Below are 23,450 nucleotides of genomic sequence, written 5' to 3' on the forward strand. Positions count from 1 at the left end.
ACCCTCCTGTATCCTTCCGTCTGCCTATTCTGTATTCAGCTACTACTAGGTAGTATAGCCGTTTCAGACATTCGTAAACTCCCGCAGCAAAAAAACCGCAGCCCCGTCTCCTTCCTTGCCGATAGATTGCATAGGATCACCTCATACGGAGAGACTATACGGGATGATGGGAGGCGAATGAACATGACACAGCTGGAGAACGCAGGCTCGCCGCAGGAGAAACTGCCGGACTCTCTGTCCGCTTTTATAGAGGGAATACAAGTCCGTCTGGGCACAAGTACAGATATCATCTACCGATTCATTACACTCGGACCCTCGTCTGTAGTGGTTGTATATATTGAAGGAATGGCTGATCCGCAGGCTCTGATGAAGGCCATTCATGAAGACGCGGGCCAGTTCAATGAGTTCAGTGAACCGCAGCCGGAGCGCTGCCTGAAGCTGCTGCAGGACAGAACACTCTCCCTCGGCAAGGTTGGAGGGATTACTAATTATACAGAGGTAGAGACGGAGCTGCTGGCCGGCAACTCGGTCATCTATATCGATGGAAGCACGCATGCGTTATCTGCCGGTACAGAAGCGCTGAAGCAGCGTTCAGTGGAAGACGCGGTATCCCAATCTGTAGTAAGAGGGCCGCGTGAAGGCTTCACCGAATCCCTGCGGGAGAACACGGCGCTGATCCGCCGGCGTATCCAGAACCCCAAGCTGCGTATTGAACAGCGGAAGCTTGGAGAGCAGACCCAGACCAATGTCGCAGTGATGTATATTGAAGGCAATGCCGATCCCGAAGTGCTGCAGGAGCTGCGCAGGCGGCTGGATGCCGCTAAGCTCGACAGTGTGCTGGAGAGTAACTATATCGAGGAGATGATTCAGGACCAGCGCTACAGCCCCTTTCCGACTGTCTATAATACGGAGCGGCCGGATTCGGCCGCATCCGCACTGCTGGAAGGCCGGATCGCCATTCTGGTGGAGGGCACCCCGTTTATCCTGGTGGTTCCAGCGCTATTAGTGCAGTTCTTCCAGTCCAGTGAGGATTATTACCAGCGGAGTGATTTTGCCACTCTGGTCCGGATGCTTCGCTTCTTCTGCTTTGCCATCGCACTGTTGACTCCCTCCTTCTATATAGCGATCACTACCTTCCACCAGGAGATGATTCCGACCACCCTGCTGATCAGTCTGATCGGGCAGCGCGAGGGGATTCCTTTTCCGGCCTTCCTTGAAGCCTTCATCATGGAGATTACCTTCGAGATTCTGCGCGAGGCCGGCATCCGTCTGCCCAAGTCGATCGGCCAGTCGGTGTCCATCGTCGGAACGCTGGTGATTGGTCAAGCGGCGGTCGATGCAGGGCTTGTCTCGGCGGCCATGGTTATCGTCGTATCCATTACAGCCATCGCCAATTTCACCTTGCCTGCCTTCAATGTGGGGATTTCCGTGCGGATGCTGCGGTTTGTCCTGATGGTTATTGCCGCTTCCTTCGGTCTATTCGGAATCATCATTGCCTTGATTATTCTGGGATTGCATCTGTGCAGCCTTGAATCTATGGGCATCCCTTACATGACCTCTTTTGCCCCCATGCGCCGGCAGAGCCAGAAAGATACGTTCATCCGCTTATCCCGGCGCACCATGAAGAAGTATTTTGGGCAGAATTAGCAGTGCGACATGAACTCTCTTCAACGAAAGGACTGCTGGCCATGTGGAGAAAATTCCTGTGTATCCTTCTGATCATCAGCCTTACCTTGCTCACCGGATGCTGGAGCCGCAAAGAGCTGAATGATCTGGCGCTCGTCATGGCGCTCGGCATTGATCTCGATCCGGGCGGCTATGCCGTCACTGTTCAGGTGATGAATCCCGGGGAGGCGGGCAACCAGAAGGGAGGCAGCTCCGGGGGGGTGCCTGTGGTGACTTATCAGGCCATTGGCAGAACTGTTCCCGATGCGTTGCAGCGTATGTTGAGCATGACTCCGCGTATGCTGTATCTGGCCCACATCCGCGTGTTAGTCATCGGAGAGGCCTTGGCCCGCAGGGGAGTCAGCGATGTGCTGGATTTCATCTCACGCAACCATGAGCTGCGTACGGATTTCTTCCTGCTGGTGGCGAAGGAATCCAAGGCTTCCAAGATACTGGAAATTATCACTCCATTCGAGCATATTCCGGCGAACTCCCTGTATTCTTCGATTCTGGTCTCGCATAAAAAATGGGCAGCCACCGGGAAAGTGACCCTCCAGCAGTTCATTACCGAGCTGGAGCGCGGCGGCTCCAATCCGGTGATGTCCGGTGTGCAACTGAATGGAGACGGGCAGAATGGAGGGTCCGTGAATAATGTGGATACGATCAGCCCGAAGACCATGATCGAGCATGCGGGAATCGCAGTGTTCAAAAAAGACAAGCTGGTTGGCTGGCTGGACGAACCTGGCAGCAAAACGGTCAATTATGTCCTGGATGAAGTAGACTCCACAGTTAGCAATGAACACAGTCCCGGAGGCGGACTTGCAGGCTTCATAATAACCCGTTCAGACAGCAATCTGGACGTCCGGCTAGATGCACAGGGCAAGCCTGAATTTACGGTAAGGCTAAATATTGAAGCCAATCTCACCACGATTCAAGGCAAGCTTAATCTGAATAATCCGGCCAGCATCGAAGATATTCAGAGGAATCTGGAGCAGGATTATGACCTCAGCCTCACGCAAAATATCCGGGAGGTCCAGCAGAAATACGGCGCTGACATCTTCGGGTTCGGCGAAGCCCTACACCGGAAGTATCCCCGTCTGTGGCGAACGTACCGCGAGAATTGGGAGGACAGCTTCAGAACCGTCAAGGTAAAAGTACGCTCCAAGATAGTGATTCAGCGCATCGGTTCGATCATCCAACCCTTGAAACAGGAGATAGAGGAAAAATGACTTGGAATCTGATTCTGCTGTTCTTTCTGTTACTGGTATTGATCCTGAAGACACCTGCCGTAATTAGGCTACGGTCACTGCGGGATGCAGCCGCCTTCTATAGTCTCTGGAGTCTTACGGTTGCGGCAACCTTACTGGACATGGCAGACTTGCCTCAGTTCAGGCCGCTCGACTGGGTACGCAGTATCATGCAGCTTCTGTCCTGAAATAACTTTCATGAGCGAGGGAGTGAACCACCTGTGAAGAATCGTTCGGGTATTTCCTTACGGCAGTTCTATATCATGACCTTCGGACTCACCATCGGAACTTCCATTCTGATCATCCCAAGCGGATTAGCACATACTGCAAGAGAAGATGCCTGGGTCGCTGCTCTTTGCAGCCTCCTGATTAATCTGATTATGGTCATCCTGTATCTCGCGGTTGCCCGCCTGTATCCCGGCAGAGATCTCTATGAAATACTCGAAGCGGGTTTCGGCAAATGGGTTGGCAAAATTGTCTCGCTACTGTATCTGTTCTATTTCATGATTCTCACCGGTACGCTGCTGGGCGACCTCGGCTTCTTCATCACCAGTGAGATTCTGCCCGAAACACCAATTGAAGCGGTCCAGATTATCTTCCTGATCGCTGCCATAGTGAGTGTCAGTTCAGGGGTAGTCGTATTTGCCAGAGTATGCGAATTATTATTCCCCTGGGTGCTGTTCCTGTTCCTGATTCTTGTGCTGGCCCTGATTCCCAAAATCGAATGGAATCATATCAAGCCGGTCCTGGAAGGGGGGTTACCTCCTATCCTCCTTGGCGGCTATCAATCCGCTGTGTTTCAGGAACTCATCGTGCTGATGACCTTCCTGCCACTCGTCAGGAAGCCAAAAAGCGGGGAGCGGGCCTTTCTGCTGGGCACGTTCACAGGCGGCATGGTCCTTAGCATCATTGTACTGCTCAGCTTGCTCATTCTTGGGATTGAACAGACGGAGAACAGCACCTTCCCCGCCTATGCACTGGCCAAAACGATCAATATCGGAAATATTCTGCAGCGGGTCGAAGGCATTCTGATCACCATTTGGGTACTGACCTTTTTCATCAAAATCTCGTTGCTCTACTTCTCCATTCTGAAGGGGCTGCAATCCGTCTTCCATCTGCGGAAGCAGGACTATCTCATCTATCCCCTGGCTGTATTGTTCATCATCATCGCTTGGAATACTTATATCAATACCGTTTATGTTAATGAAATCATTGCAAAAGTATGGGGGAATTTCGCGTTCATCTTCTTGGTGATTCTTCCCTTACTGCTCTATATGCTAACTTTGTTGAAGAAGACTATACGTAAGATTCGCATAAAAAAACGCCCCGGTGCAAACGTCTGATTGGACAGACTTCTGCAGCGGGGCACTTCAGGTACATGGACATAATTATAATTAGGACAGGGTTCGTAACGAACGGGGCGTTCTGTTAATTCCCGTTCTCCGAATTGCTGAGCGCAGCGGCCGGAGCCAGTCCGGCATGACTGCGGCCGGGAATCTCGCCGGTCGCCTCGAAATGCTCCACAATAATGTCAATCTCCTTCTTCAGCTCGGAGACCAGCTCCGCCTCAGGCACCTTGCGGATCATCTTGCCGTAACGGAACAACAGCCCTTCTCCGCGCGCACCGGCGATGCCGATGTCCGCTTCTCTGGCTTCCCCCGGACCATTCACCGCACAGCCGAGGACGGATACCTTAATCGGCACCTTCAGCTTGGAGATGTACTCCTCCACTTCGTTCGCAATCGAGAAGAGGTCAATATCCAGGCGTCCGCAGGTCGGGCAGGAGATCAGAGTTGCCGCATTCGAGATGAGACCGAAGGTCTTCAGCAGTTCACGCGCTACCTTCACTTCCTCCACCGGATCAGCACTCAGGGAGATCCGCACTGTACTGCCGATGCCCATGGAGAGCAGCGCGCCGATCCCGGCGGAGCTCTTCACTGTTCCTGCGAACAGAGTACCGGACTCGGTAATCCCCAGATGCAGCGGATAAGGAATGACCTCCGCTGCCTTGCGGTAGGCTTCGATGGCCATCGGCACATCGGACGCCTTCAGCGATACGATAATATCGTGGAAGTCCAGCTCCTCCAGAATGCCGATATGGTACAAGGCACTCTCCACCATCGCCTCCGGTGTAGGATAACCATATTTCTCCAGCAGGTGATTCTCCAGTGAACCGGCGTTAACGCCGATACGGATCGGTATCCCCTTCTCCTTACAGGCCTTAACGACAGCTTCCACCTTATCACGGCGTCCGATATTACCGGGATTGATCCGCACCTTGTCGATGCCGTTCTCAATCGCCAGCAGGGCCAGCTTGTAATTGAAATGAATATCCGCTACGAGCGGGATATGAATCTGCTTCTTGATTTCCTTAATTGCTGCTGCCGCTTCTTCATTGTTGACCGTTACGCGCACGAGCTGACAGCCGGCTTCCTCCAGCCGCAGAATCTCGGCCACGGTTGCTTCTACATCGGCGGTCTTGGTCGTACACATGCTTTGGATGGCAACCTCGTTGTTACCCCCGATAATCACTCCGCCAACATTGACGGGACGGGTCTGGTGTCTCAGGAACATGGTTTTCTCCCCCATAACGATCAAAGCTCCACCCTCCCCGCCCCCGCAGGTCATGCGGGGTGTGCGGGAGAAAGTGGAGACCCTGAGCTGTATTGTTAAGCCGTGTCAGGCCCGGTTATTTAAGCCTGGCTTACGCGCTTTCTTCTTTTTTCTTATCCTTCTTGAGACTAAGCTCCGGCAGGGACTTCTCCTTAACAACCTCCTCGGTAATGACACAATCCTTAATGTCATCCCGTGAAGGCACCTCGTACATCACATCAAGCATAATGCTCTCGATGATGGCACGCAGTCCGCGGGCACCAGTGTTGCGCTTGATCGCTTCCTTCGCAATCGCTTCAAGAGCAAGCGGTTCGAACTTCAGAGCTACATTATCCATCTCCAGCAGCTTCACATACTGCTTCACGAGCGCATTCTTAGGCTCGGAGAGAATACGTACCAGGGTGCTCTCATCAAGCGGCTCCAAGGTCGAGATCACCGGCAGACGGCCGACGAACTCTGGGATAAGACCGAACTTCAGCAGGTCCTCAGGCAATACCATGGACAGGTATTCACCGGCCTTGAGGTCCTTCTGTCCTTCAACCGCAGCGTTGAAGCCGATGACTTTTTTGCCGATACGGCGCTTGATCATCTGCTCCAGGCCGTCGAAGGCACCGCCCACGATGAACAGAATGTTCGTAGTATCGATCTGAATGAATTCCTGATGAGGATGCTTGCGTCCGCCTTGCGGTGGAACCGAAGCGACTGTACCTTCCAGAATCTTCAGCAGCGCCTGCTGAACGCCTTCACCGGATACGTCACGGGTAATGGACGGGTTCTCGGATTTACGCGCTACCTTGTCAATTTCGTCTATATAGATAATGCCGCGTTCGGCTTTCTCCACATCATAATCAGCCGCTTGAATCAGCTTCAGGAGAATGTTCTCAACGTCTTCACCCACATAACCGGCTTCCGTAAGGGAAGTGGCATCTGCAATGGCAAAAGGCACGTTGATGATCTTCGCCATCGTCTGCGCCAGCAGGGTCTTACCGGAGCCTGTAGGTCCGAGCAGCAGAATGTTGCTCTTCGTCAGCTCCACATCTTCAATCTTGCTCTGGCTGTTGACACGCTTGTAGTGATTGTATACAGCAACGGAGAGCGATTTCTTCGCTTGCTCCTGGCCGATAACGTATTGATCCAAGATATCACGGATTTCCTTCGGTTTCGGAATATCCTTCATATCCAGCTCTTCTTCGTGGCCCAGCTCCTCTTCCACAATCTCCGTGCACAGCTCGATGCATTCGTCACATATATAAACGCCAGGTCCCGCTACGAGCTTACGAACCTGCTCTTGTGATTTCCCGCAAAAGGAACATTTCAATTGTCCTTTTTCATCGTTAAATTTAAACATCTTACCACCCCTTTAAGATATGATCGGTGAAGAGAGTACCTGGTCAATGAGCCCGTATTCCTTCGCTTCTTCCGCGCTCATGAAGTTATCGCGGTCTGTATCCCGTTCGATTTTGTCAAGGGGCTGACCTGTGCGCTCTACATAAATCTGATTCAGCTTCGCCTTGGTCTTGAGAATCCAGTCGGTATGAATCCAGATGTCGGACGCCTGCCCCTGAACGCCGCCAAGCGGCTGATGAATCATGACCTCGCTGTTGGTCAGCGCATATCTCTTGCCGGGCGCTCCGGCTGTCAGGAGCAATGATCCCATACTGGCTGCCATCCCTACGCAAATCGTTGAAACATCCGGTTTGATATATTGCATCGTATCATATATACCCATGCCGGCTGTGACAGAACCACCGGGCGAGTTGAGGTACAAGTGAATGTCTTTTTCGGGGTCATCTGCTGCCAGGAACAGCAACTGCGCAATAACCAGATTGGCGACATCATCGTCAATCGCACTGCTCAGGAAGATGATGCGATCCTTGAGCAATCTGGAATAGATATCGTATGAGCGTTCTCCCCGGCTTGTCGTTTCCACAACCATTGGTACCAGACTCATGCCACCAACCTCTTTTCTCTATACAGATTAGTCTTTCCGTTTCAGAAATATTTTAACACGTTCAAAGCGGGATGTCATTTATTCACTGTGCCCCTAAACCGCATTGCTCATGTGCATGCCATTATAACGCAATTCCACGGACAATGCCAATTGACGGATTCATGATATGTACTACCAAACGCCCGGCCCCCGATAAAAATAAGGCACGTAACAAAAACTTACGTGCCTTATCAAATCTCTATGGAGGCTAATGGATAGCCGTTCTAGGTAAAGGATTGAAGCTTACTCAGCCTTTGCTTCTTCTGCTGCCGCTTCTTCTGCAGCTGCTGCCGGAGCTTCAACTTCCACGCTGTTGCTAACGAGGAATTCGATGGTCTTGCGCAGGGAGATCTCATCGTTCAGGCTGCTCAGGGAACCGTTGGCTGCCAGAATGCTGCGGATCTCTTCAGGAGTACGCTTGTAAGCTTCAGCCATAGTAGCCAGCTCTTGCGTAACTTCTTCTTCCGACACTTCGATCTTCTCTTCCTTGGCAATAACTTCCAGAACAAGGTTGTTACGAACGCGCTTCTCAGCATCGCCCTTCATTTGTCCCTGCAGGTCTTCACGAGTCTGGCCCGAGAAGCTGAGGAACATATCCATGTTCATGCCCTGCTGGCGGAGACGGGTATCGAAGTCACGAACCATGTTCTCCACTTCGCTGGCGATCATGGCTTCAGGAATTTCCACTTCAGCATTAGCTGCTGCTGCGTCGACTACCGCGGATTCACGAACGCTCTTCAGCTCTTCCTGCTTACGGGATTCGAGCTGTGCTTTCAGGTCTGCTTTGTATTCTTCCAGTGTGTCGAATTCACTAACATCCTTGGCGAATTCATCATCCAGCTCAGGAAGCTGTTTGCGCTTGATTTCGTGCAGCTTCACTTTGAATACAGCAGCTTTGCCTGCGAGTTCAGCAGCGTGGTAAGTCTCAGGGAAGGTTACTTCAACATCCTTGAAGTCTCCAGTGGACATGCCCACTACCTGCTCTTCGAATCCTGGAATGAAGGAATTGCTGCCCAGCTCCAGGGAATGACGCTCAGCCTGTCCGCCTTCGAATGGAACGCCGTCAACGGAACCATCAAAATCAATTACTGTGATGTCGCCGTTCGCTGCTGCTCCTTCTTCAATGACAACAAGCTCAGCGTGACGCTCTTGCAGACGCTTCAGTTCAGCATCCAGCTCTTCGTCAGTAACTTCTGCCTTCTGTACTGGAACTTCCAGACCTTTGTACTCGCCCAGCTTCACTTCTGGCTTAACTGTGATCTTCGCTTTGAAGATGAACGGCTGGCCCTTGGCGAATTGCTCGATGTCCACTTCAGGACGGTCTACAGGGAAGATGTCAGTCTGTTCAACGGCTTCGCCGTAAGCTTCAGGAAGAAGAATGTCGATAGCATCCTGATACAGGCTTTCAACACCGAAACGGGATTCAAAAATCGGCCGCGGTACTTTACCTTTACGGAATCCAGGTACGTTTGCTTTCTTTACCACTTTATTAAAGGCTTTGTCGAGTGCTGCAGCTACGCGGTCTGCTTCTACTTCGACTTCAAGAACTCCGAGGTTCTTCTCTATCTTTTCCCAAGTTGCTTTCATAATATACTTTTCCCTCCAAAAATAGGTTACATGTTTACTTAAATAGTCCAACATTTCACGCACAGAATAACCACTATATTATATACAACATTACTTTATTTATCAAGTAGAGAACTCTTCACGAATCCCCTGAGCGAACGGTAGGCCCCCTCAAATTGGAAGCGCATGCTATCGGTGATGCCGTACATCCCCCGTGTTTCCTCTTCTTTGCGGTTCCCGTTCAGGCTCTCCGACACCATCTGGTGCAGGGCCCCCGCCCAAATATCCAGCTCCGAATACTCCCCATCCAGCAGCTTGCGGTAATCCGCCGTCCCGTAGATGGACATGACGAACTGCCCCCACAGCTCCTGGGCAAAATAATACAGCGTCGGCTCATGCACCTCCGCCTGCTCTGCCACCCGTTCCAGCACCTGGCTGATCTGCGGCGGGAATTCGTCGTTCTGCAGCGGCACGGTCTCGATCTCCACCTCAGCAGCCTCATGGCCCCGGCTCAGCCTGATTGCCCCCTGAGCCCCTCTGCGCCGCAGCGTCTGCAGCGTACGGAATTGCAGCAGGGGGTGCACCTCCGCCTGCTGCAGCCAGCCGGTCAGCGCTTCATCCACCCCGCTCCCCTCCAGGTAGGAGAGCTGCTCCAGCGCCAGCACTGTCGCTTCAGACAGCGGTTCGTTCATCACCCGCTTCAGCAGCTTATCCGGGTATTCCGCATCCTCCTCCAGCTTGGATCTGGCCAGAATCCGGGCCATGTCCTCTTCCCCCAGATCCATATCCTCCGCATCCGGGGCATCGTCCCCGTCACCGCCCTGCGCCGCGTAGGGGAAGGCCGCCACCAGCCATTCCAGCAGCGACCGCCATTCCTCGTAGTGCCGCTCTTCCTGTCCCTGGCACTGCAGCAAAAAACGCAACAGCTCCATCGCTTCCCCGTAACGTTCATTCTCCAGCATAACTGTGAGCTGAATCTGGTAGTAATCCAGGGTCTTGGGAAACAGCACGATGTTCTCTTTGGCGGGGGAATTGAATTGATTCATGAGGGCACCTCCTTTTCTCCGAACTGTAATCGCTTCTGAACCTTAATCAATTGTAGATTATAGCATATCCCTGCACGGTTTCAAAAAAACAAGTTGAAAAAGTTAACTATGTATGATAACATAATTTTTGCTTGCTTTTCAGTCAGTCTTCATGTCCCGGTAGCTCAGTTGGATAGAGCATGCGCCTTCTAAGCGCACGGTCGGGGGTTCGAATCCCTTCCGGGACGTCATAGAAACAGCCTTCCTTCGGGAGGGCTGTTTTGTCGTCCGGAGGGATGAGAACCCAGCGCGTCAGCGAGGGGACGTTGGAGCATACGCTTCAATAGCACTACTTCGCAATCAGCCCGAATGGGCTGTCTCCCTTCCGGGACGTCAAAACAAGGGGCTGTCCCAAAAGCCATGAAATGGCTGCTTGGGACAGCTTTTTATTTTGGAGTAGGATCAACGTGAGCACTTGGGTGGACGCTTCGCGAACGGACCGTTGTTTCAATCGCTGTGGTCTCCAGATTTTTTTCATTCCCCTTAGCGGTGAAAATCCGGAGACCAAGGCGACCGCTGCCGCTTTTGCGCGGGTCGTTCCGTCCTCTCCGCTGTTTAAGCGGGAAAAGTTTCTTCAAATCTTTCTAAAATCACAAAAAGAAACCTCTCTTTTGTTAAAATGGAGTTACCACACAACCATTTCAAAGGAGAGGTTTCTTTTGTACATTCAATATACCATGGACCAGCTTTGCTTGCCAATGGATCTGGAAGAAGATATCCCGGAAAATCACCTCGTTCGCGTCGTGAATGCCGCCGTCAATCGGCTGGACAACGCCATTTTTGACGCGGCCTATCCCGGCGGCGGCCGTGACAGCTACCATCCTAAAATGCTCACCAAAGTCATCATCTACGCTTACACTCAGCGAATCTATTCGTCTCGCCAAATCGCCAAAGCGGTCCGGGAGAACATTCCCTTCATGTGGCTGGCCGGACGGCAGCGACCCGACTTCCGCACGCTGAATCGCTTCCGTTCCCAGCGGATGAGAAAGGTCCTCGAAACGGTATTTACCGCCGTGCTTCAGTTTCTGGCTGACGAAAAATACGTGTCTCTGGAGCATTATTTTGTGGACGGAACTAAGATCGAAGCGAATGCCAATCGCTACACCTTTGTCTGGAGCAAAGCGGTCAGCAAACACAAAGCGAAACTGCAAGATAAGGTACAGGCCCTATTCGCTGACATTGAAGCAGCGGAAGAGCAGGAAGAACAAGAGAATCAGGGCAAAGATCTGGCTGAACTCAGCACGGGTTCGCAAATGGACAGTGAGAAACTCGAACAAGCCGTGCAAAAGCTTGAAGCTCAGCTTGCCGAAAAACCGAAAGACAAGCCCCTAAAAAAGACGGTTCGGAAGTTGCGTAAGGATTTGCTCCCTCGACTGCAGAAGTACGAACAATATCAAAAGCTGCTTGGGGACCGGAATAGTTTCAGCAAGACCGATCCCGAGGCAACGTTTATGCGGATGAAAGAAGATCACATGCAAAATGGCCAACTGAAGCCAGGTTACAATCTACAGATCGGGACCGAAAACCAATTTATTTTAACCTACAGTCTCCATCAAAGACCGGGTGACACCCGCTGTTTAGAACCACATCTGGCAAAAACAAAGCAATTCCTCGGAAAACTTCCAAAGACGGTCATTGCAGATGCCGGCTATGGAAGTGAAGAAAACTACGCCTATCTGGAAAAGAGCGAGATACAGGCCGTCGTGAAATACAGCACCTACCACAAAGAAAAGAGCAAAGCCTGGAAAGCCGACGTCGGAAAAATCGAGAACTGGACCTACGACGCATCCGAGGATCGCTGGACGTGTTTAGCTGGATACCCGCTGTATTTCCAACGAGAGAGCAAGGAAACCACAGAGAGTGGATACGAAATTACGAAGCGTCATTACCAAAGTCAAAGCTGCGGAGGGTGTCCGCTAAAAGAAAACTGCACGAAGGGAAGCGGAAACCGGGAAATCGCAGTCAGTTTGGAGCGGCTTAGATACCAGAAACAGGCGAAAGAAATCCTCCGAAGCGAGGAAGGCTATCTATTGGCCGTACGTCGAATGACGGAGCCGGAAAGTGTATTTGGACAATTAAAAAATAACCGGGGCTTCCGGCGCTTTCTGCTTCGCGGCATGGAAAAAGTGACGCTAGAGGTCGGTTGGCTTTCGCTTGCTCACAACCTGCTGAAGCAAGCAGCGAATGACCAGAAACGCAAGGGAGCGATCCTCCAATAACGGAGAATCGCTCCCTTTCTTACAAATTAATCCTTTAAGAAGGCATGGAATTTTTCCCCACCAGTAGAGTATCTACTTTTGGGACAGCCCCTTTTGTCGTCCGGAGGATGAGAACCCTTGGCGCCAGCCGGGGACGTTGGAGCATACGCTTCGTTAGCACTACTTCGCAATCAGCCGAATTTTGGCTGTATCCCTTCCGGGACGTCATAGAAACAGCCTTCCTTCGGGAGGGCTGTTTTGTTGTCCGGAGGGATGAGAACCCCCTTTTATTTTGAGCGGGATGTTCTTTTGTCGCTTGGGTGAACGCTGCGCGAACGGACCGTTGTTACAATCGCTGTTGTCTCCAGATTTTATTTATTTACCTAATCGGTAAAAATCCGGAGACAAAGGCGACCGCTATCGCTTTTCCGCGGGTCGTTCCGTCCTCTCCGCTGTTTGAGCGGGAAATGAACTCCACAGACTCGCCCTCACTCTTTAGTAGTGGAGGAATAAGAACCATGCACGAACATTGCGGACTGGAGATCCCTTATTCCGGCGGATTCCGCCTGTCCACAGGGCTATGCGGACCCACAGAGGCCGTTAAGTAACCCGGTTCTCCGCTTTTTTGCTCGAATGAACAGTTTAACGTCCTCTGAGTCCGTTTAAGACAGAAAAGTTGGTTTTTTCGGCGAATAGCGTACCCTCAGTCCGTATACATCTGCTGGTGGCTACGTTCTATTTGTTCAACATGAACCGGCTCTAGTCCCACCCATTAAGCGTTAGCACCACAGCATTTCTTGAACTTCTTCCCGCTTCCGCAGGAGCAGGGGTCGTTACGGCCTACTTTTGCCGGGCTTATATAAGTTTTGTCAGTTCCGTTAAGTCTGTTATAAGTTCCTATAGGGGCTTTAACTCTAGACATCCGGTCTACTTCTTTCCTGCGCTTGGCCATCCGTGCCTCTTCCGCATCAAGCTTCTTCTTCCACTGCGGCAGTGACGGGTGAGCCGTATCAGAAATTACACAGTAAGCATAGATGGACTCTGTGAGATTCAAGTACCCCTCGTCATAGCCTTCCTCCACCATCGCCTCAACCAGCGGAAGTCCTTTTACCGATCCCAATTGACAAAGATCATCAGCCAGTTTAGTCGCATTGGTAATATCACGTTCTTCCGGCAATAAGGCGAGCAGCGCCTCCTCGGAGTCCGGCAGCTTAATTCTTCCGAATACATCGGCGGCAAATATCCGGAAGAATTCCTGTGAAGCAGAGACATATTGCTCGGTTAACGTCTTGATCACCCCGGCTGTGCCTATTTGAGCCAGCGCGTCTACGGAAGTGGTTGGAAGCAAATCATCATCTGTACCCAAAAAACTGCACAGCACAGGGATAGCCGTCTCCAGCTTCATCTGACCTGCCAGTTGGATTAGATAGTGGACTTCGTAGCTCGGAGAATCCGGGTCGTTATCGCGCAGCTTTTCCAGCACAGTATCAGCGTCCAGACACTGTCTAAGCGCCAGCTCATTCACTAGCTCATCCCCGTACACATTATCGAACTCATCCCAGTATTTCCCTGAACACTGCTCCAGAAATAAGCTGAATTCGTCCAACAGCTCCTGGTCTGTCATCTTTGAGAGGCGAATCTTCTGATCAACCTTAATTTTCCATTCCGGAATTTCCTGGACAGACTCCATGAACGGGTCCAATAGCCGAAGATCACAATTCTTCAAAATTCCCAGCACCAGAAATCTTGTATTATAGTGGGTGGAAGGAGATTGGTACCAAGCCAGCAGCTCACGGATCGTTTCCTCGGTCTGCGGGAACTTATAGGCATGAAACAGGTGAACCTCTTCGGTATCCTTGCATTGCTTCAGCTTTTGTAACACAAGCGGCATCAGCGTATTATCGTGCTCATACAAGAAACTGTCGGCAAAATACCTCAAAGCGGTATTGCTCACAGCCGGCTCCGGATGGAGAATAAAGCTTTTTACTTGTTCGGTATTGAACATTAGCAGGTCCCCCTCTTATTATGTTGCTTACTCACCCTTCGGCTGCATATTCCCACTAGTCAACGATGGATTTCGAGGTACCTCCTGCTTAGCCGGCACATAATGAGTAGCGTAATGTTTCTCAACATTGGGATCTCCGGACTTTGAAAAGCGGAGCGGTCGCTTCGGGCCTTTGCCCCACCTCATATAGGCGGTGTAAGACGGCTTCAAATGAAGCTCCCGCGCGTTCTCGCGAAGCAGCGACATGATAAAGCTGAATTGAGACAGATTGCCCTGAAGCACACGTTCCAAATATGGCACTCTTCCGAAGCGCCACTCTTCTACGAGCTTAGGAGTGATTTTTCCGATCCTCAAGAATACATCCAGGGGACTTACGAAACCCTTCTCCGAAACGATTTCATTGACCACATGGCGTACCTTCGTTCGCAGTTCAAGCCTATTCATGCAAGGACTCCTCCTGATGCAGGCAATCGGGACACTTCTCCGGAAAGTAAATGCCATCTGCCCGGTAGCAGCTAAAATCAAGGTGATCGAATACAAACGGACCGTCGCATTCCTGACACACAAGTATAACGGGATCGCGCGAACGTACAATCAGTGATTGCGCACGTTCCCGCAGCAGCTCATGCCACTCCATCTCCACCAGCCGTTCGCGCTCATTCAGGTCTGCTATTACCTGCCTGATCTCAGCCTGTACCTTCTTGAACTCTATGGGCTGCCATTGCTGTAAAAAAGGAATGTATTTCCGGTCACCGGAACAAAGGATTTTGAACAGGAACATCAGAATCATCCCCCGGTTCCGGTCCTTCAGATACTCCATACTGACCGGCGTGATCCCTTGGTCCAGCCAGTTCTCCCACTCCCGCAGCAGCTCCTCCGTCGCCCGCTCCCGCCGGACGGTCCAGCCGTAGACGGTGAATTCGATCATGGGAAGCTTCCCGGACAGCTCGGTCTTCAGGTAACCGGCCTCAATGAGGACGTCCACCTTCTCCATGATCTGCTCCATCGTCAGTTCGCGGAAGAAGCCATAGGCAGGAGTGTGATCCAAGCCGAGTTCAAGCAGCTTCTTCTCCTTCGAGCCCTTCAGGATCTTGGCCAAAAGCGTACGCCCCCCGGCGGCGATAATCTCATCGGCTGCCTGCAGAATGGCTAGCAGCTCCGGCCTCGGCAGCGGTGTATTCAAGGGATACTCGGTCGTCTGCTTCCGGTTCGGCTTACGGCGACTCTTCTTCTGCGTACTCACAGCGTTCTGCCTCCTTGTCCTTTATAATGGGCACAGGCTAGTGCAGCCGGCACGTATTTTATAGTCGAATTATACCATATCAAGACCGGGAAACAGGAAATTTAGAGGTGAGTTACAGCGCTTTCCTGAGCACTCCGAAGCTTCCTCCATTACACAGCAAACAGGCTGCCCGCCATGAGACTTCCATAGCAGAGCAGCCTGTTCTTACAGGGTTATAGCGATAGCGTGAATCCGCGCATCCGCATCCCTCTCAGCGTCCCCGGCGGCGGTTGCCCAGCCACAGCGGGAAGCGGAACATAAAGTTGATCAGCAGCACGACAAAGACCAGCACAGCGGCAGACTTATCCGCGATTTGCCGCGCATCCTCGACGATGGCCTCAGACTGCACGTACCACAGATGCACAGCCAGCGTCTCGCCCGGTGAGAAGAGGTTGAAGTCCCACATCTCGCCGGAGGTGCTGAGTCCGGCGGTCAGGATAATGACCGCCGACTCCCCGAAGGCGCGTCCGGCCACCAGGCAGACGCCTGTTACGATGGCCGGAAGGGCTACTGGCACAACCACCTTGCGGATGACATGGAACTTCGTCATGCCGAGGGCGTAGCCGGCTTCACGGATCTCGCCGGGAACCGCGCGCACCGCTTCCTCTGTGACGCGGGCCAGCATCGGCAGATTCAGCAGCGCCAGGCTGACTCCCCCACCGAGGATCGTCAGGCCAACACCGAAGTACTCGGCGAAGATCGCCAGGCCCAGCAGACCGAACACGATGGACGGCACCGAGGACAGGGATTCCACGCAAATGCGCAGCGCACCCGTGAAGGCATTATCCGGCGCATACTCCGCCATATAGATCCCTGCCCCGATCCCGATCGGAACGGAGATCAGGAGGGAGATGAACAGGATATAGAAGGAGTTGAACAGGACGGGACCAATCCCGCCGCCGGGATCGATCTCCTCCGGCTGCTTGAGCAGGAAGTCCAGTCTGAGCGAAGGCAAGCCTTTGCTTAGAATGGTGAACAGCAGCCAGAAGATCAGCAGCATGACCAGAACGCCCAGCGTATAGAAGCCGATGGTCGCCAGTTTATTGCGCCGCTGGGCTCTGGCTGTATGTCGTGTGCGCGTGAATCCGTTCATCAGGCGTCCCTCCGTTTGCGGCCCAGGAGCCGGATAATCAGAATCAGTACAAACGAGATCAGCAGCAGCAGGAAGGCCATCATATGCAGGGAATAGTTCCAGGTGGAGTCGAACTCCACGTTGGAGATCTGCATCACGATATTACTGGTCAGCACCGAGGTGGGTGCGAACAGGCTTTTCGCCAGCTGCGGCGTATTGCCGATGACCATCACCACCGCCATGGTCTCCCCCACTGCACGGGTCATGCCAAGAATGACCGCCGAGATAATGCCCCGGCTGGCCGCGGGCAGAACGACGCGCATAATGACCTGAAGCCGGGTCGATCCGAGCGCATAGGCAGCGTCACGGTATTTGCGCGGAACAGAGACAATCGCATCATCGCTGATCCGGCAGATGGTGGGCAGCACCATCAATGCCAGCACGAGTGCGGCTGCAAGCAGTCCGTCCCCGAGACCTTCTCCGCTGACTCTGCGCAGGAAGGGCAGCAGCACGGTCAAGCCCAGATAGCCGTATACAATAGAAGGAATACCGACCAGCAGATCAAGCACCGGACGGATGAAGCTCTTCAGCCAATTCGGGGCAATCTCCGCACAGAGCACAGCCATCCCGACCGAGATGGGCACGGCAATGACCAGGGTCAGCGCGGTAAGCGACAATGTATTTACGATGAAGGCGGCGGCGCCGAAGGCATCCTCTTCCGGCGTCCAGTTGAACGAGAAGAAGAAGTCCTGCGGGGAGATGCGGGTGAAGAGCAGCAGCGCCGTTTTGCCAATGAATACAATAACTAGTCCCAGCACAAGACAGAGCGCAAGGATACTGAATAAGAAATAATAACGGGAGATGCTGTTGCCCAGCAGATGTCTGCGGTGCCGCTTGGTGTTACGTTTAACTTCCTCTAGGCTTGTCTGTGTCTTTGCTGTCAGGCCATGAACCGGTGCCCCCATACTTTCCCTCCTGTAAGAGGCCAACCCCGTATATCCCGGAGCTGGCCGCTGTTACCTATCCATCTATTATGCTTGCTTGTCTTGAGCGTTCTTAGGATTGCATCGCAGAGATTGGAATGAACTTAAGCTTCTTAAGCGAGCCCTGCTGGAACTTCTTGCTCTGTACATATTCGATGAATTCTTTGGTCGCGCCGGTCGGCTGGCCCTTCGTCATGTAGTAGCCGTAAGCCCAGATCTTGTACGAGCCGTTGATTACGTTATCCGTGTTAGCTTCCACACCGTTGAACTTCACAGCCTTGATATCGCCGCCCGTTACATAGACAAGGTCGATGTAGCCGATAGCGTTAGGCGTTGTACCTACAGCTGTTTTCATGTCGCCGCTGGAGCCGGTTTCCTTGTAGTTCTTCTCTTTCTTCACGATATCTCCGCCGCCCAGCGCCTTGGCCTGATAGTTAACGCGCGTACCGGAGCCGAAGGCACGGGTGATCACTACGATATTCGCGTCCGATCCGCCGACCTCTTTCCAGTTGGTGATTTTACCTGCGTAGATGCCTTTGAGCTGCTCTGTAGTCAGGTTGTCTACTCCGACATTCTTATTAACGATGGTTGCAAAAGGAATCACCGCGACCTTATTCGCTACCTGTCCGTCAAAAGCCTTGAAGCCCGGAACATCAATGCTGGCATCCCAGTCGCAGGCTCCGATATCGGCAATCCCCTTCTTCACGGCCTGCGGTCCAGTCACGGAGCCCTTGCCGGAAGCGGCAATCTTCACTTTAGGGTGAAGCTTCTGGAATTCCTTAGCGGCCTGCAGCGTCAGCGGAAGCAGGGCCGTAGAACCGTTAACGGTGATTTTACCCTTGAGGCTGTCCGCTGCTGCGGCTGCCCCTGCAAAGGATGCGGTAACCGCGATCACCGCGGTAAGTGCTGTAACTGTGAATTTTTTGAACATCTTCATGTCTGAATTCTCCTCCCGGCGGTGTGCGCCGATTAAATGTTGTAATTAATTAGCAGCTTCCGGTGAGACTGACAATTGCAGCGCTTTGCCGTTCTGAATGACCAGTACCTTGCCGTCGCTGATAATAGCCAGCTTGCTGCCGTCTGCCGATACCGCCACTTCCGATACATCTTCAGCTGTCCGGTACAGTTCAACCGGAGCTGCACTGCCTGCAATAGAGTAAATTACCGTGTTGTCGTCCGCTGTAGTCCCGTAGACAACGAGGCCCGTGCTAACGCCTGTGGACCAGTTCACCTCTGCACCGAGGGTGACATCTGTGCTTTTACCGTCTGCTGTGATCAGCTTCAGCGTGTTAGCGGCATTGCCGTCCGCATCCGCACTCAGGTAGGACACGCTGCCGTTCGCCAGAATCTCAGGATACAACTTGTTGTCAGGCGTAGTAGTCAAGGCTGCCGGCTTAGCACCTTTGGTCGTAAGATCCAGCTTATAGAGCTGTTCTCCAGCCTTGCTGAAGTCTACGGTAAGTGAATCTTCTGTGCTGTCGGCATCATTCTTCGCGGTACCGGTGATGTTGACGATGTATACTGCACTTTTGCCGTCTGCCGATATGCGAAGCTCCGATTTGTTCTCCACTTTATCTTCAAGCAGAGCCTTGATCTCTCCGGTCTCTACTGAAATCTGTGCCAGCTTCTCCTGCTTGTCGCCCTGGACGAAATAGAGCGTCTTGCCGTCACTGGACCACACGATATCTGTCTTCACGCTGGTGTCCTTGCCGAGCGGACTGATTAAGCCGGTGGACAGGTTGATCAGCTTCAGCTGGCCGGTCTCATCGCTGAATGCGCCCCACTGCTGGTCGGCGGAGACTGCGAAATCCACCGCGCCTTCGCTGGAAGAGAACAGATCATAGTTGCCTGGAGTCTGGGTGAATTTATAGAGCAGTGTGGACTCAGCGTCGCTTCTATTCGCAATCAGGCTGCCGTCAGCGCTCCAGTGAAGGGTATCAAATGAACCGGCGGGCCGGGCAAAGCTCAGAATCGTGTGGGCATCGGCCGCAAGCTCACCGCCAAGCGCCGTAACCAGCTTCGTCAGCTCCACATACGTTTTGCCGTTACGTACAACCGGGGCCACTGTGAATTCCAGGGCTTCGCCATCCACCTGATAGCTTTTTACGCCAGGCTGGAGCTGCACACTATGTAGACCTTTGCTGTCATTCAGCTGGATTCCGCTGCTGCCGTGCACAAGTCCTGCTCCCAGCTCTGCGGCTACCTGGCTCAATGAATAGAGCTTGTATCCGCCGCTGTTAATTGTGCTGAGTGTAACCGGCGTACCGTTGATGCTCCAGGACATGCTGCCCTCTACGGCTGCTGTGTTCACAGCTGCGGCACTTACTTGGCTGCTTGTGGCCAGAACACTAACAGCTCCCCCTGTTACGAGAAGTGCAGAAGCCAGAGCCGCGCCGATCCATTTACTATTCTTCAATTAGATTCACCCTTTTCCTATAGGTAACTGCTAATGTTATTTTCGTCTACGAGTGTCAATTCTGTTGCGCAGGAATGTTATGGAAATATTAACTGTAAAAATAATTACAAGCCCAAACCAAAGAAGACCCGCCCGGGAACCCTCCCGGACCGGCCTATTGTAAATCCTGTGTTAATTCACAATCCACGTCACGATAATCTCGTTCCCGCCGCGCTCTGATTCCGAGGGACTGCCAATAATAGAATACGAATAAGAGCCGTTCACTTTGCCGTTAATCAGCAGGTTATGGCTGTCGACAATCTCTGTCCCGAGTTCCAGCTCCTTCTCTCTTACATACTTCTGATATGTAGTTCCAAGAGCGGCCATACTCTCCTTCGTCTGATAGACCAGCATGGAGGATTTCTTCCCCTCTGACTGTTCACCTTGGGTAAAAGTAATGCCTGCCCCTTCGGGAATCGGCAGATCCTCCGGCAAATATTGCCTTGCCTCCGTCTTCTCGTCTGCCAAGGTATGAAACCGTCCGCCACTGCCGGACTTGTCCGCATCGCCGCAGCCGCTAAGTCCAGCCGCAGCCAGCAGAGCTGCCAGAGGAAGGAGCAGCTTATGTCCTGCCATAATTCCACCGCCTTTAGTGAATTGGGTTTCAGGATGCCGGTAACCATAGGATGTCCCTTTTATTACCCGGATCAAGAGCAGGAGTAACGGATAATCCTTACAATTTTATTTACTTTTAAGCAGGGAATCATTAGTATAATGAGTGAGCGCTCACTCATTATTATGGCGAATGGAGGAGATTGGTATGGATGAGGGGAAGCCTGTCATTGCGGTTACTCATGTGAACCGGGCTTTTGGTGATAAAACAGTGTTGAAGGATATTACGCTTCAGGTGAATCAGGCAGAGACCTTCGGGATTCTGGGGCCATCCGGCTCCGGCAAAACCACGCTGGTCAAGCTGCTTACGGGCATAGACGAGGTAAGCTCCGGTGAGGTCACCGTGCTGGGGGTGCGGATGCCGAAGCTTGCCATGCTCCAGCAGATCGGATATATGGCCCAGTCGGATGCCTTGTATACGGAGCTTAGCGCCAAGGAGAATCTGGAGTTCTTCGCCGCGCTCTATGGACTGAAGGGCGGCAACCGCACGCGGCGGATCGGGGATGTGATGGAGCTGGTGAACCTGCAGGAGCATCTGCGGAAGCGGGTGGACCAATATTCCGGCGGCATGAAGCGCCGCCTGTCCCTGGCGATTGCCCTGCTGCACGAGCCGCCGCTGCTGCTGCTGGATGAACCGACGGTCGGCATCGATCCGGTGCTGCGCCAGTCTATCTGGAAGGAGCTGAAGGCGCTGAACCGCAAAGGAACGACGATTGTGCTGACCACACATGTGATGGATGAGGCGGAGAAATGTGACCGGCTGGCGATGATCCGGGACGGCGTGCTGCTGGCGGCTGATACTCCGGCCGGACTGCTTCAGGCTACCGGCACCGCCAGTATTGAAGAAGCCTTCCTCTGCTATGGAGGTGTACGCCGATGAGAATCCGGGCCATTACCCTGAGAATTCTGCAGCAATTCATCCATGACCGGAGAACCATGGCGCTGATGTTCATCGCTCCCCTGCTGGTGCTTAGCCTGATGAGCCTGGTGTTCGGCAGCGATGCTTATGAGCCTAGGATCGGCGTCTCCGGCGGCGCGGCAGTGTTCAGTTCAGCGCTGGAAGCCGAGCAGGCTGAGGTTACCAGCTATGCTGATGAAGCATCCGGGCAGGCCGCCCTGAAGGCGGGAGCCATCGATGCTCTCCTTACAATGAAGGGAGACGCTCCTGCTATTGTCCTTGAAGGCAGCAATCCGGCGGCTAACCGCGCTGTGATCATGGCATTGCAGGAAGCTGCGCAGAGCCTCCGGCCGCAAGCTCCGGGCGGCGGGCAGCTCCAGCCGCAGATCAGCTATCTCTACGGCGCGGAGGATATGAAGACGATTGACCGCTTCGGCCCGATTATGATCGGGGTGTTCGTGTTCTTCTTTGTCTTCCTGATTGCCGGTGTCTCCTTCCTGCGCGAACGGACCACGGGCACACTGGAGCGTCTGCTCTCCACCCCGCTGAAGCGCTGGGAGATCGTCACCGGATATGTGTGCGGCTTCGGCATCTTCACCGTCTTCCAGGCCCTGCTGATCTCCTGGTTCTCCATCCAGGTGCTGGGGATTATGATGACGGGCAGCTTCGGCTACGTACTGCTGATGACGCTGCTGCTGTCGATGTCGGCGCTGACCCTCGGCACCCTGCTCTCGGCATTCGCCGCCAATGAGCTGCAGATGATCCAGTTCATCCCCCTGGTCATTGTGCCGCAGATCTTCCTGAGCGGATTATTTCCGCTGGATACCCTCCCGCTCTGGCTCCAGCGCATTGGACTCGCCACTCCCATGTACTACGGTTCACAGGCGCTGATGGATATCATGGTGCGCGGCAGAGGCTGGAGTGATATCGCCGGGGATGTGTTCATGCTGATCGGCTTCTCCCTGCTGTTCATGCTGCTGAATGTACTGGCTCTGCGCAAGCACCGCAGAATGTAAAGGGTGAACAGGCTATGGTACACTAGGAGGAACTGCAAGAGTCTGGAGGTTCTATTGATGGAGAATAACCCTGCTGCCGGTCAGGGGCAGCTGGAGCAAGACCAGTGGGTCCAGGAGCTGCTGGACCTCAGCGAGAAGGAGCAGGTCACGCCCAAGCAGCTGTCCATTCTGCGGGCGGCGATTGATGTTTTTGCAGAGAAGGGATTCTCGGCGGCCGCCACTAGTGAGATTGCCCAGAAGGCCGGCGTGGCCGAAGGCACGATCTTCCGTTATTACCGGACCAAAAAAGATCTGCTGCTCGCCATCGTTGTGCCCACCATGAGCCGGATGATCGCCCCGTTCGTGCTGCGCAACTTCAGCGGTGTGCTGGATGTGCCGTTCGAGAGCTACGAAGCCTTCCTTAAGGCCTTCATGGTGAACCGGCTGGCGTTCGTCCGCAGGAATCTGAAAATCGTCAAAATTCTCATTCAGGAGATCCCCTTCCAGCCTGCGCTGAAGGAGCAGCTGACCGAGAATATCTTCGAGCAGGTTCTGGCGCGTGTCACTGCAATTACCGAGCACTTCAAAGCGGAAGGTGAAGTGATTGATGCGCCCACTCCTGCGATTATCCGCTTTACCATCTCCGCGATTGCCGGATACCTGCTGACCCGGCTGGTGCTGATGCCGGAGCAGGACTGGAATGATGAGGCAGAGATTGAACAGACGATAAGCTTCATTCTGCACGGGATCGGCGGGAATGGATAATCTTTAAGTACGATATCCC

The 23,450-nt window shown here is 53.1% G+C and carries 21 protein-coding genes and 1 tRNA gene; 9 read left to right on the plus strand and 13 right to left on the minus strand.

Annotated features, from left to right (window positions below; genetic code table 11):
- Positions 1–183: 183 nt before the first annotated feature.
- The 4 genes from NYE26_RS24035 to NYE26_RS24050 are packed head-to-tail and all read left to right on the plus strand — an operon-like array spanning position 184 to position 4,255.
- On the plus strand, positions 184–1,647 hold the full coding sequence (locus NYE26_RS24035; protein ID WP_209876893.1) for a spore germination protein: 1,464 nt from the start codon (positions 184–186) through the stop codon (positions 1,645–1,647).
- Positions 1,648–1,688: 41 nt separating this feature from the next.
- A complete protein-coding gene (locus NYE26_RS24040) occupies positions 1,689–2,894 on the plus strand; it encodes a Ger(x)C family spore germination protein (protein ID WP_339250658.1) in 1,206 nt (401 codons plus the stop codon).
- A complete protein-coding gene (locus NYE26_RS24045) occupies positions 2,891–3,100 on the plus strand; it encodes a hypothetical protein (protein WP_209876889.1) in 210 nt (69 codons plus the stop codon). Before NYE26_RS24040 ends, NYE26_RS24045 begins: the two co-directional genes overlap by 4 nt.
- Before the next feature lie 33 nt (positions 3,101–3,133).
- Complete coding sequence (locus tag NYE26_RS24050; RefSeq protein ID WP_339250661.1) at positions 3,134–4,255, plus strand: endospore germination permease; 1,122 nt, start codon at positions 3,134–3,136, stop codon at positions 4,253–4,255.
- An 85-nt stretch (positions 4,256–4,340) separates the two neighbouring features.
- Here the strand turns inward: NYE26_RS24050 and ispG are convergent, their stop codons facing one another.
- The 5 genes from ispG to NYE26_RS24075 all read right to left on the minus strand — a co-directional run bounded on the left by ispG (position 4,341) and on the right by NYE26_RS24075 (position 10,127).
- Positions 4,341–5,486: a flavodoxin-dependent (E)-4-hydroxy-3-methylbut-2-enyl-diphosphate synthase gene (ispG, locus tag NYE26_RS24055; RefSeq protein WP_209877026.1), complete on the minus strand. Its 1,146-nt coding sequence runs from the start codon at positions 5,484–5,486 to the stop codon at positions 4,341–4,343.
- A 130-nt stretch (positions 5,487–5,616) separates the two neighbouring features.
- Entirely contained in the window at positions 5,617–6,873 is a 1,257-nt protein-coding gene (gene clpX, locus NYE26_RS24060; RefSeq protein WP_209876883.1) for an ATP-dependent Clp protease ATP-binding subunit ClpX, read from the minus strand.
- A gap of 12 nt (positions 6,874–6,885) precedes the next feature.
- Entirely contained in the window at positions 6,886–7,476 is a 591-nt protein-coding gene (gene clpP, locus NYE26_RS24065; protein WP_036726029.1) for an ATP-dependent Clp endopeptidase proteolytic subunit ClpP, read from the minus strand.
- A 282-nt stretch (positions 7,477–7,758) separates the two neighbouring features.
- Positions 7,759–9,102, minus strand: a complete 1,344-nt coding sequence (gene tig, locus NYE26_RS24070; protein WP_339250664.1) for a trigger factor — start codon at positions 9,100–9,102, stop codon at positions 7,759–7,761.
- 95 nt (positions 9,103–9,197) lie between these two features.
- A complete protein-coding gene (locus tag NYE26_RS24075; protein WP_339250666.1) occupies positions 9,198–10,127 on the minus strand; it encodes a hypothetical protein in 930 nt (309 codons plus the stop codon).
- A gap of 153 nt (positions 10,128–10,280) precedes the next feature.
- Between NYE26_RS24075 and NYE26_RS24080 the strand changes: the two genes are divergently transcribed.
- Together NYE26_RS24080 and NYE26_RS24085 are read left to right on the plus strand one after the other, a co-directional pair.
- Positions 10,281–10,354: transfer RNA gene (locus tag NYE26_RS24080), tRNA-Arg, on the plus strand.
- 471 nt (positions 10,355–10,825) lie between these two features.
- Positions 10,826–12,385, plus strand: coding sequence for an IS1182 family transposase (locus NYE26_RS24085; protein ID WP_339257603.1), 1,560 nt, complete (start codon positions 10,826–10,828; stop codon positions 12,383–12,385).
- A gap of 751 nt (positions 12,386–13,136) precedes the next feature.
- Here NYE26_RS24085 and NYE26_RS24090 read toward each other — a convergent pair.
- The 8 genes from NYE26_RS24090 to NYE26_RS24125 all read right to left on the minus strand — a co-directional run bounded on the left by NYE26_RS24090 (position 13,137) and on the right by NYE26_RS24125 (position 20,737).
- Positions 13,137–14,369 (minus strand): SEC-C metal-binding domain-containing protein, encoded by a 1,233-nt coding sequence (locus tag NYE26_RS24090; RefSeq protein ID WP_339250668.1) that lies wholly within the window; start codon positions 14,367–14,369, stop codon positions 13,137–13,139.
- A 27-nt stretch (positions 14,370–14,396) separates the two neighbouring features.
- Entirely contained in the window at positions 14,397–14,813 is a 417-nt protein-coding gene (locus NYE26_RS24095; protein WP_339250670.1) for a hypothetical protein, read from the minus strand.
- Positions 14,806–15,612: an RQC-minor-1 family DNA-binding protein gene (locus NYE26_RS24100; RefSeq protein WP_339250672.1), complete on the minus strand. Its 807-nt coding sequence runs from the start codon at positions 15,610–15,612 to the stop codon at positions 14,806–14,808. Before NYE26_RS24100 ends, NYE26_RS24095 begins: the two co-directional genes overlap by 8 nt.
- Positions 15,613–15,862: 250 nt before the next feature.
- Complete coding sequence (gene pstA / locus NYE26_RS24105; protein WP_076086486.1) at positions 15,863–16,744, minus strand: phosphate ABC transporter permease PstA; 882 nt, start codon at positions 16,742–16,744, stop codon at positions 15,863–15,865.
- Positions 16,744–17,688 carry a phosphate ABC transporter permease subunit PstC gene (pstC, locus tag NYE26_RS24110; RefSeq protein WP_339250674.1) on the minus strand — a complete coding sequence of 315 codons (945 nt, stop codon included), beginning with the start codon at positions 17,686–17,688 and terminating at the stop codon, positions 16,744–16,746. The genes pstA and pstC overlap by 1 nt, the downstream gene beginning before the upstream one ends.
- Before the next feature lie 91 nt (positions 17,689–17,779).
- A complete protein-coding gene (locus tag NYE26_RS24115; RefSeq protein WP_036726036.1) occupies positions 17,780–18,643 on the minus strand; it encodes a phosphate ABC transporter substrate-binding protein in 864 nt (287 codons plus the stop codon).
- 45 nt (positions 18,644–18,688) lie between these two features.
- Positions 18,689–20,122 (minus strand): stalk domain-containing protein, encoded by a 1,434-nt coding sequence (locus tag NYE26_RS24120; protein WP_339250677.1) that lies wholly within the window; start codon positions 20,120–20,122, stop codon positions 18,689–18,691.
- Positions 20,123–20,293: 171 nt separating this feature from the next.
- Entirely contained in the window at positions 20,294–20,737 is a 444-nt protein-coding gene (locus tag NYE26_RS24125; RefSeq protein ID WP_339250679.1) for a hypothetical protein, read from the minus strand.
- A gap of 184 nt (positions 20,738–20,921) precedes the next feature.
- Between NYE26_RS24125 and NYE26_RS24130 the strand changes: the two genes are divergently transcribed.
- The 3 genes from NYE26_RS24130 to NYE26_RS24140 are packed head-to-tail and all read left to right on the plus strand — an operon-like array spanning position 20,922 to position 23,431.
- Complete coding sequence (locus NYE26_RS24130; RefSeq protein ID WP_339250681.1) at positions 20,922–21,653, plus strand: ABC transporter ATP-binding protein; 732 nt, start codon at positions 20,922–20,924, stop codon at positions 21,651–21,653.
- Entirely contained in the window at positions 21,650–22,687 is a 1,038-nt protein-coding gene (locus NYE26_RS24135) for an ABC transporter permease (RefSeq protein WP_339250683.1), read from the plus strand. Before NYE26_RS24130 ends, NYE26_RS24135 begins: the two co-directional genes overlap by 4 nt.
- Before the next feature lie 57 nt (positions 22,688–22,744).
- Positions 22,745–23,431: a helix-turn-helix domain-containing protein gene (locus NYE26_RS24140; protein WP_339250685.1), complete on the plus strand. Its 687-nt coding sequence runs from the start codon at positions 22,745–22,747 to the stop codon at positions 23,429–23,431.
- The last annotated feature ends 19 nt before the right edge of the window (positions 23,432–23,450 follow it).

Source organism: Paenibacillus sp. FSL P2-0136 (genome assembly GCF_037975325.1).
GTDB classification, from domain to species: Bacteria; Bacillota; Bacilli; order Paenibacillales; family Paenibacillaceae; genus Paenibacillus_AQ; species Paenibacillus_AQ silagei.

Coding starts and splice junctions, on each gene's coding strand:
- NYE26_RS24130 (WP_339250681.1), top strand. CDS start 20,922: ATGGATGAGGGGAAGCCTGTCATTGCGGTTACTCATGTGAACCGGGCT.
- NYE26_RS24075 (WP_339250666.1), bottom strand. CDS start 10,127: ATGAATCAATTCAATTCCCCCGCCAAAGAGAACATCGTGCTGTTTCCC.
- NYE26_RS24115 (WP_036726036.1), bottom strand. CDS start 18,643: ATGAAGATGTTCAAAAAATTCACAGTTACAGCACTTACCGCGGTGATC.
- NYE26_RS24035 (WP_209876893.1), top strand. CDS start 184: ATGACACAGCTGGAGAACGCAGGCTCGCCGCAGGAGAAACTGCCGGAC.
- pstA (WP_076086486.1), bottom strand. CDS start 16,744: ATGAACGGATTCACGCGCACACGACATACAGCCAGAGCCCAGCGGCGC.
- clpX (WP_209876883.1), bottom strand. CDS start 6,873: ATGTTTAAATTTAACGATGAAAAAGGACAATTGAAATGTTCCTTTTGC.
- pstC (WP_339250674.1), bottom strand. CDS start 17,688: ATGGGGGCACCGGTTCATGGCCTGACAGCAAAGACACAGACAAGCCTA.
- NYE26_RS24090 (WP_339250668.1), bottom strand. CDS start 14,369: ATGTTCAATACCGAACAAGTAAAAAGCTTTATTCTCCATCCGGAGCCG.
- NYE26_RS24140 (WP_339250685.1), top strand. CDS start 22,745: ATGGAGAATAACCCTGCTGCCGGTCAGGGGCAGCTGGAGCAAGACCAG.
- NYE26_RS24040 (WP_339250658.1), top strand. CDS start 1,689: ATGTGGAGAAAATTCCTGTGTATCCTTCTGATCATCAGCCTTACCTTG.
- clpP (WP_036726029.1), bottom strand. CDS start 7,476: ATGAGTCTGGTACCAATGGTTGTGGAAACGACAAGCCGGGGAGAACGC.
- NYE26_RS24095 (WP_339250670.1), bottom strand. CDS start 14,813: ATGAATAGGCTTGAACTGCGAACGAAGGTACGCCATGTGGTCAATGAA.
- NYE26_RS24125 (WP_339250679.1), bottom strand. CDS start 20,737: ATGGCAGGACATAAGCTGCTCCTTCCTCTGGCAGCTCTGCTGGCTGCG.
- tig (WP_339250664.1), bottom strand. CDS start 9,102: ATGAAAGCAACTTGGGAAAAGATAGAGAAGAACCTCGGAGTTCTTGAA.
- NYE26_RS24045 (WP_209876889.1), top strand. CDS start 2,891: ATGACTTGGAATCTGATTCTGCTGTTCTTTCTGTTACTGGTATTGATC.
- ispG (WP_209877026.1), bottom strand. CDS start 5,486: ATGTTCCTGAGACACCAGACCCGTCCCGTCAATGTTGGCGGAGTGATT.
- NYE26_RS24135 (WP_339250683.1), top strand. CDS start 21,650: ATGAGAATCCGGGCCATTACCCTGAGAATTCTGCAGCAATTCATCCAT.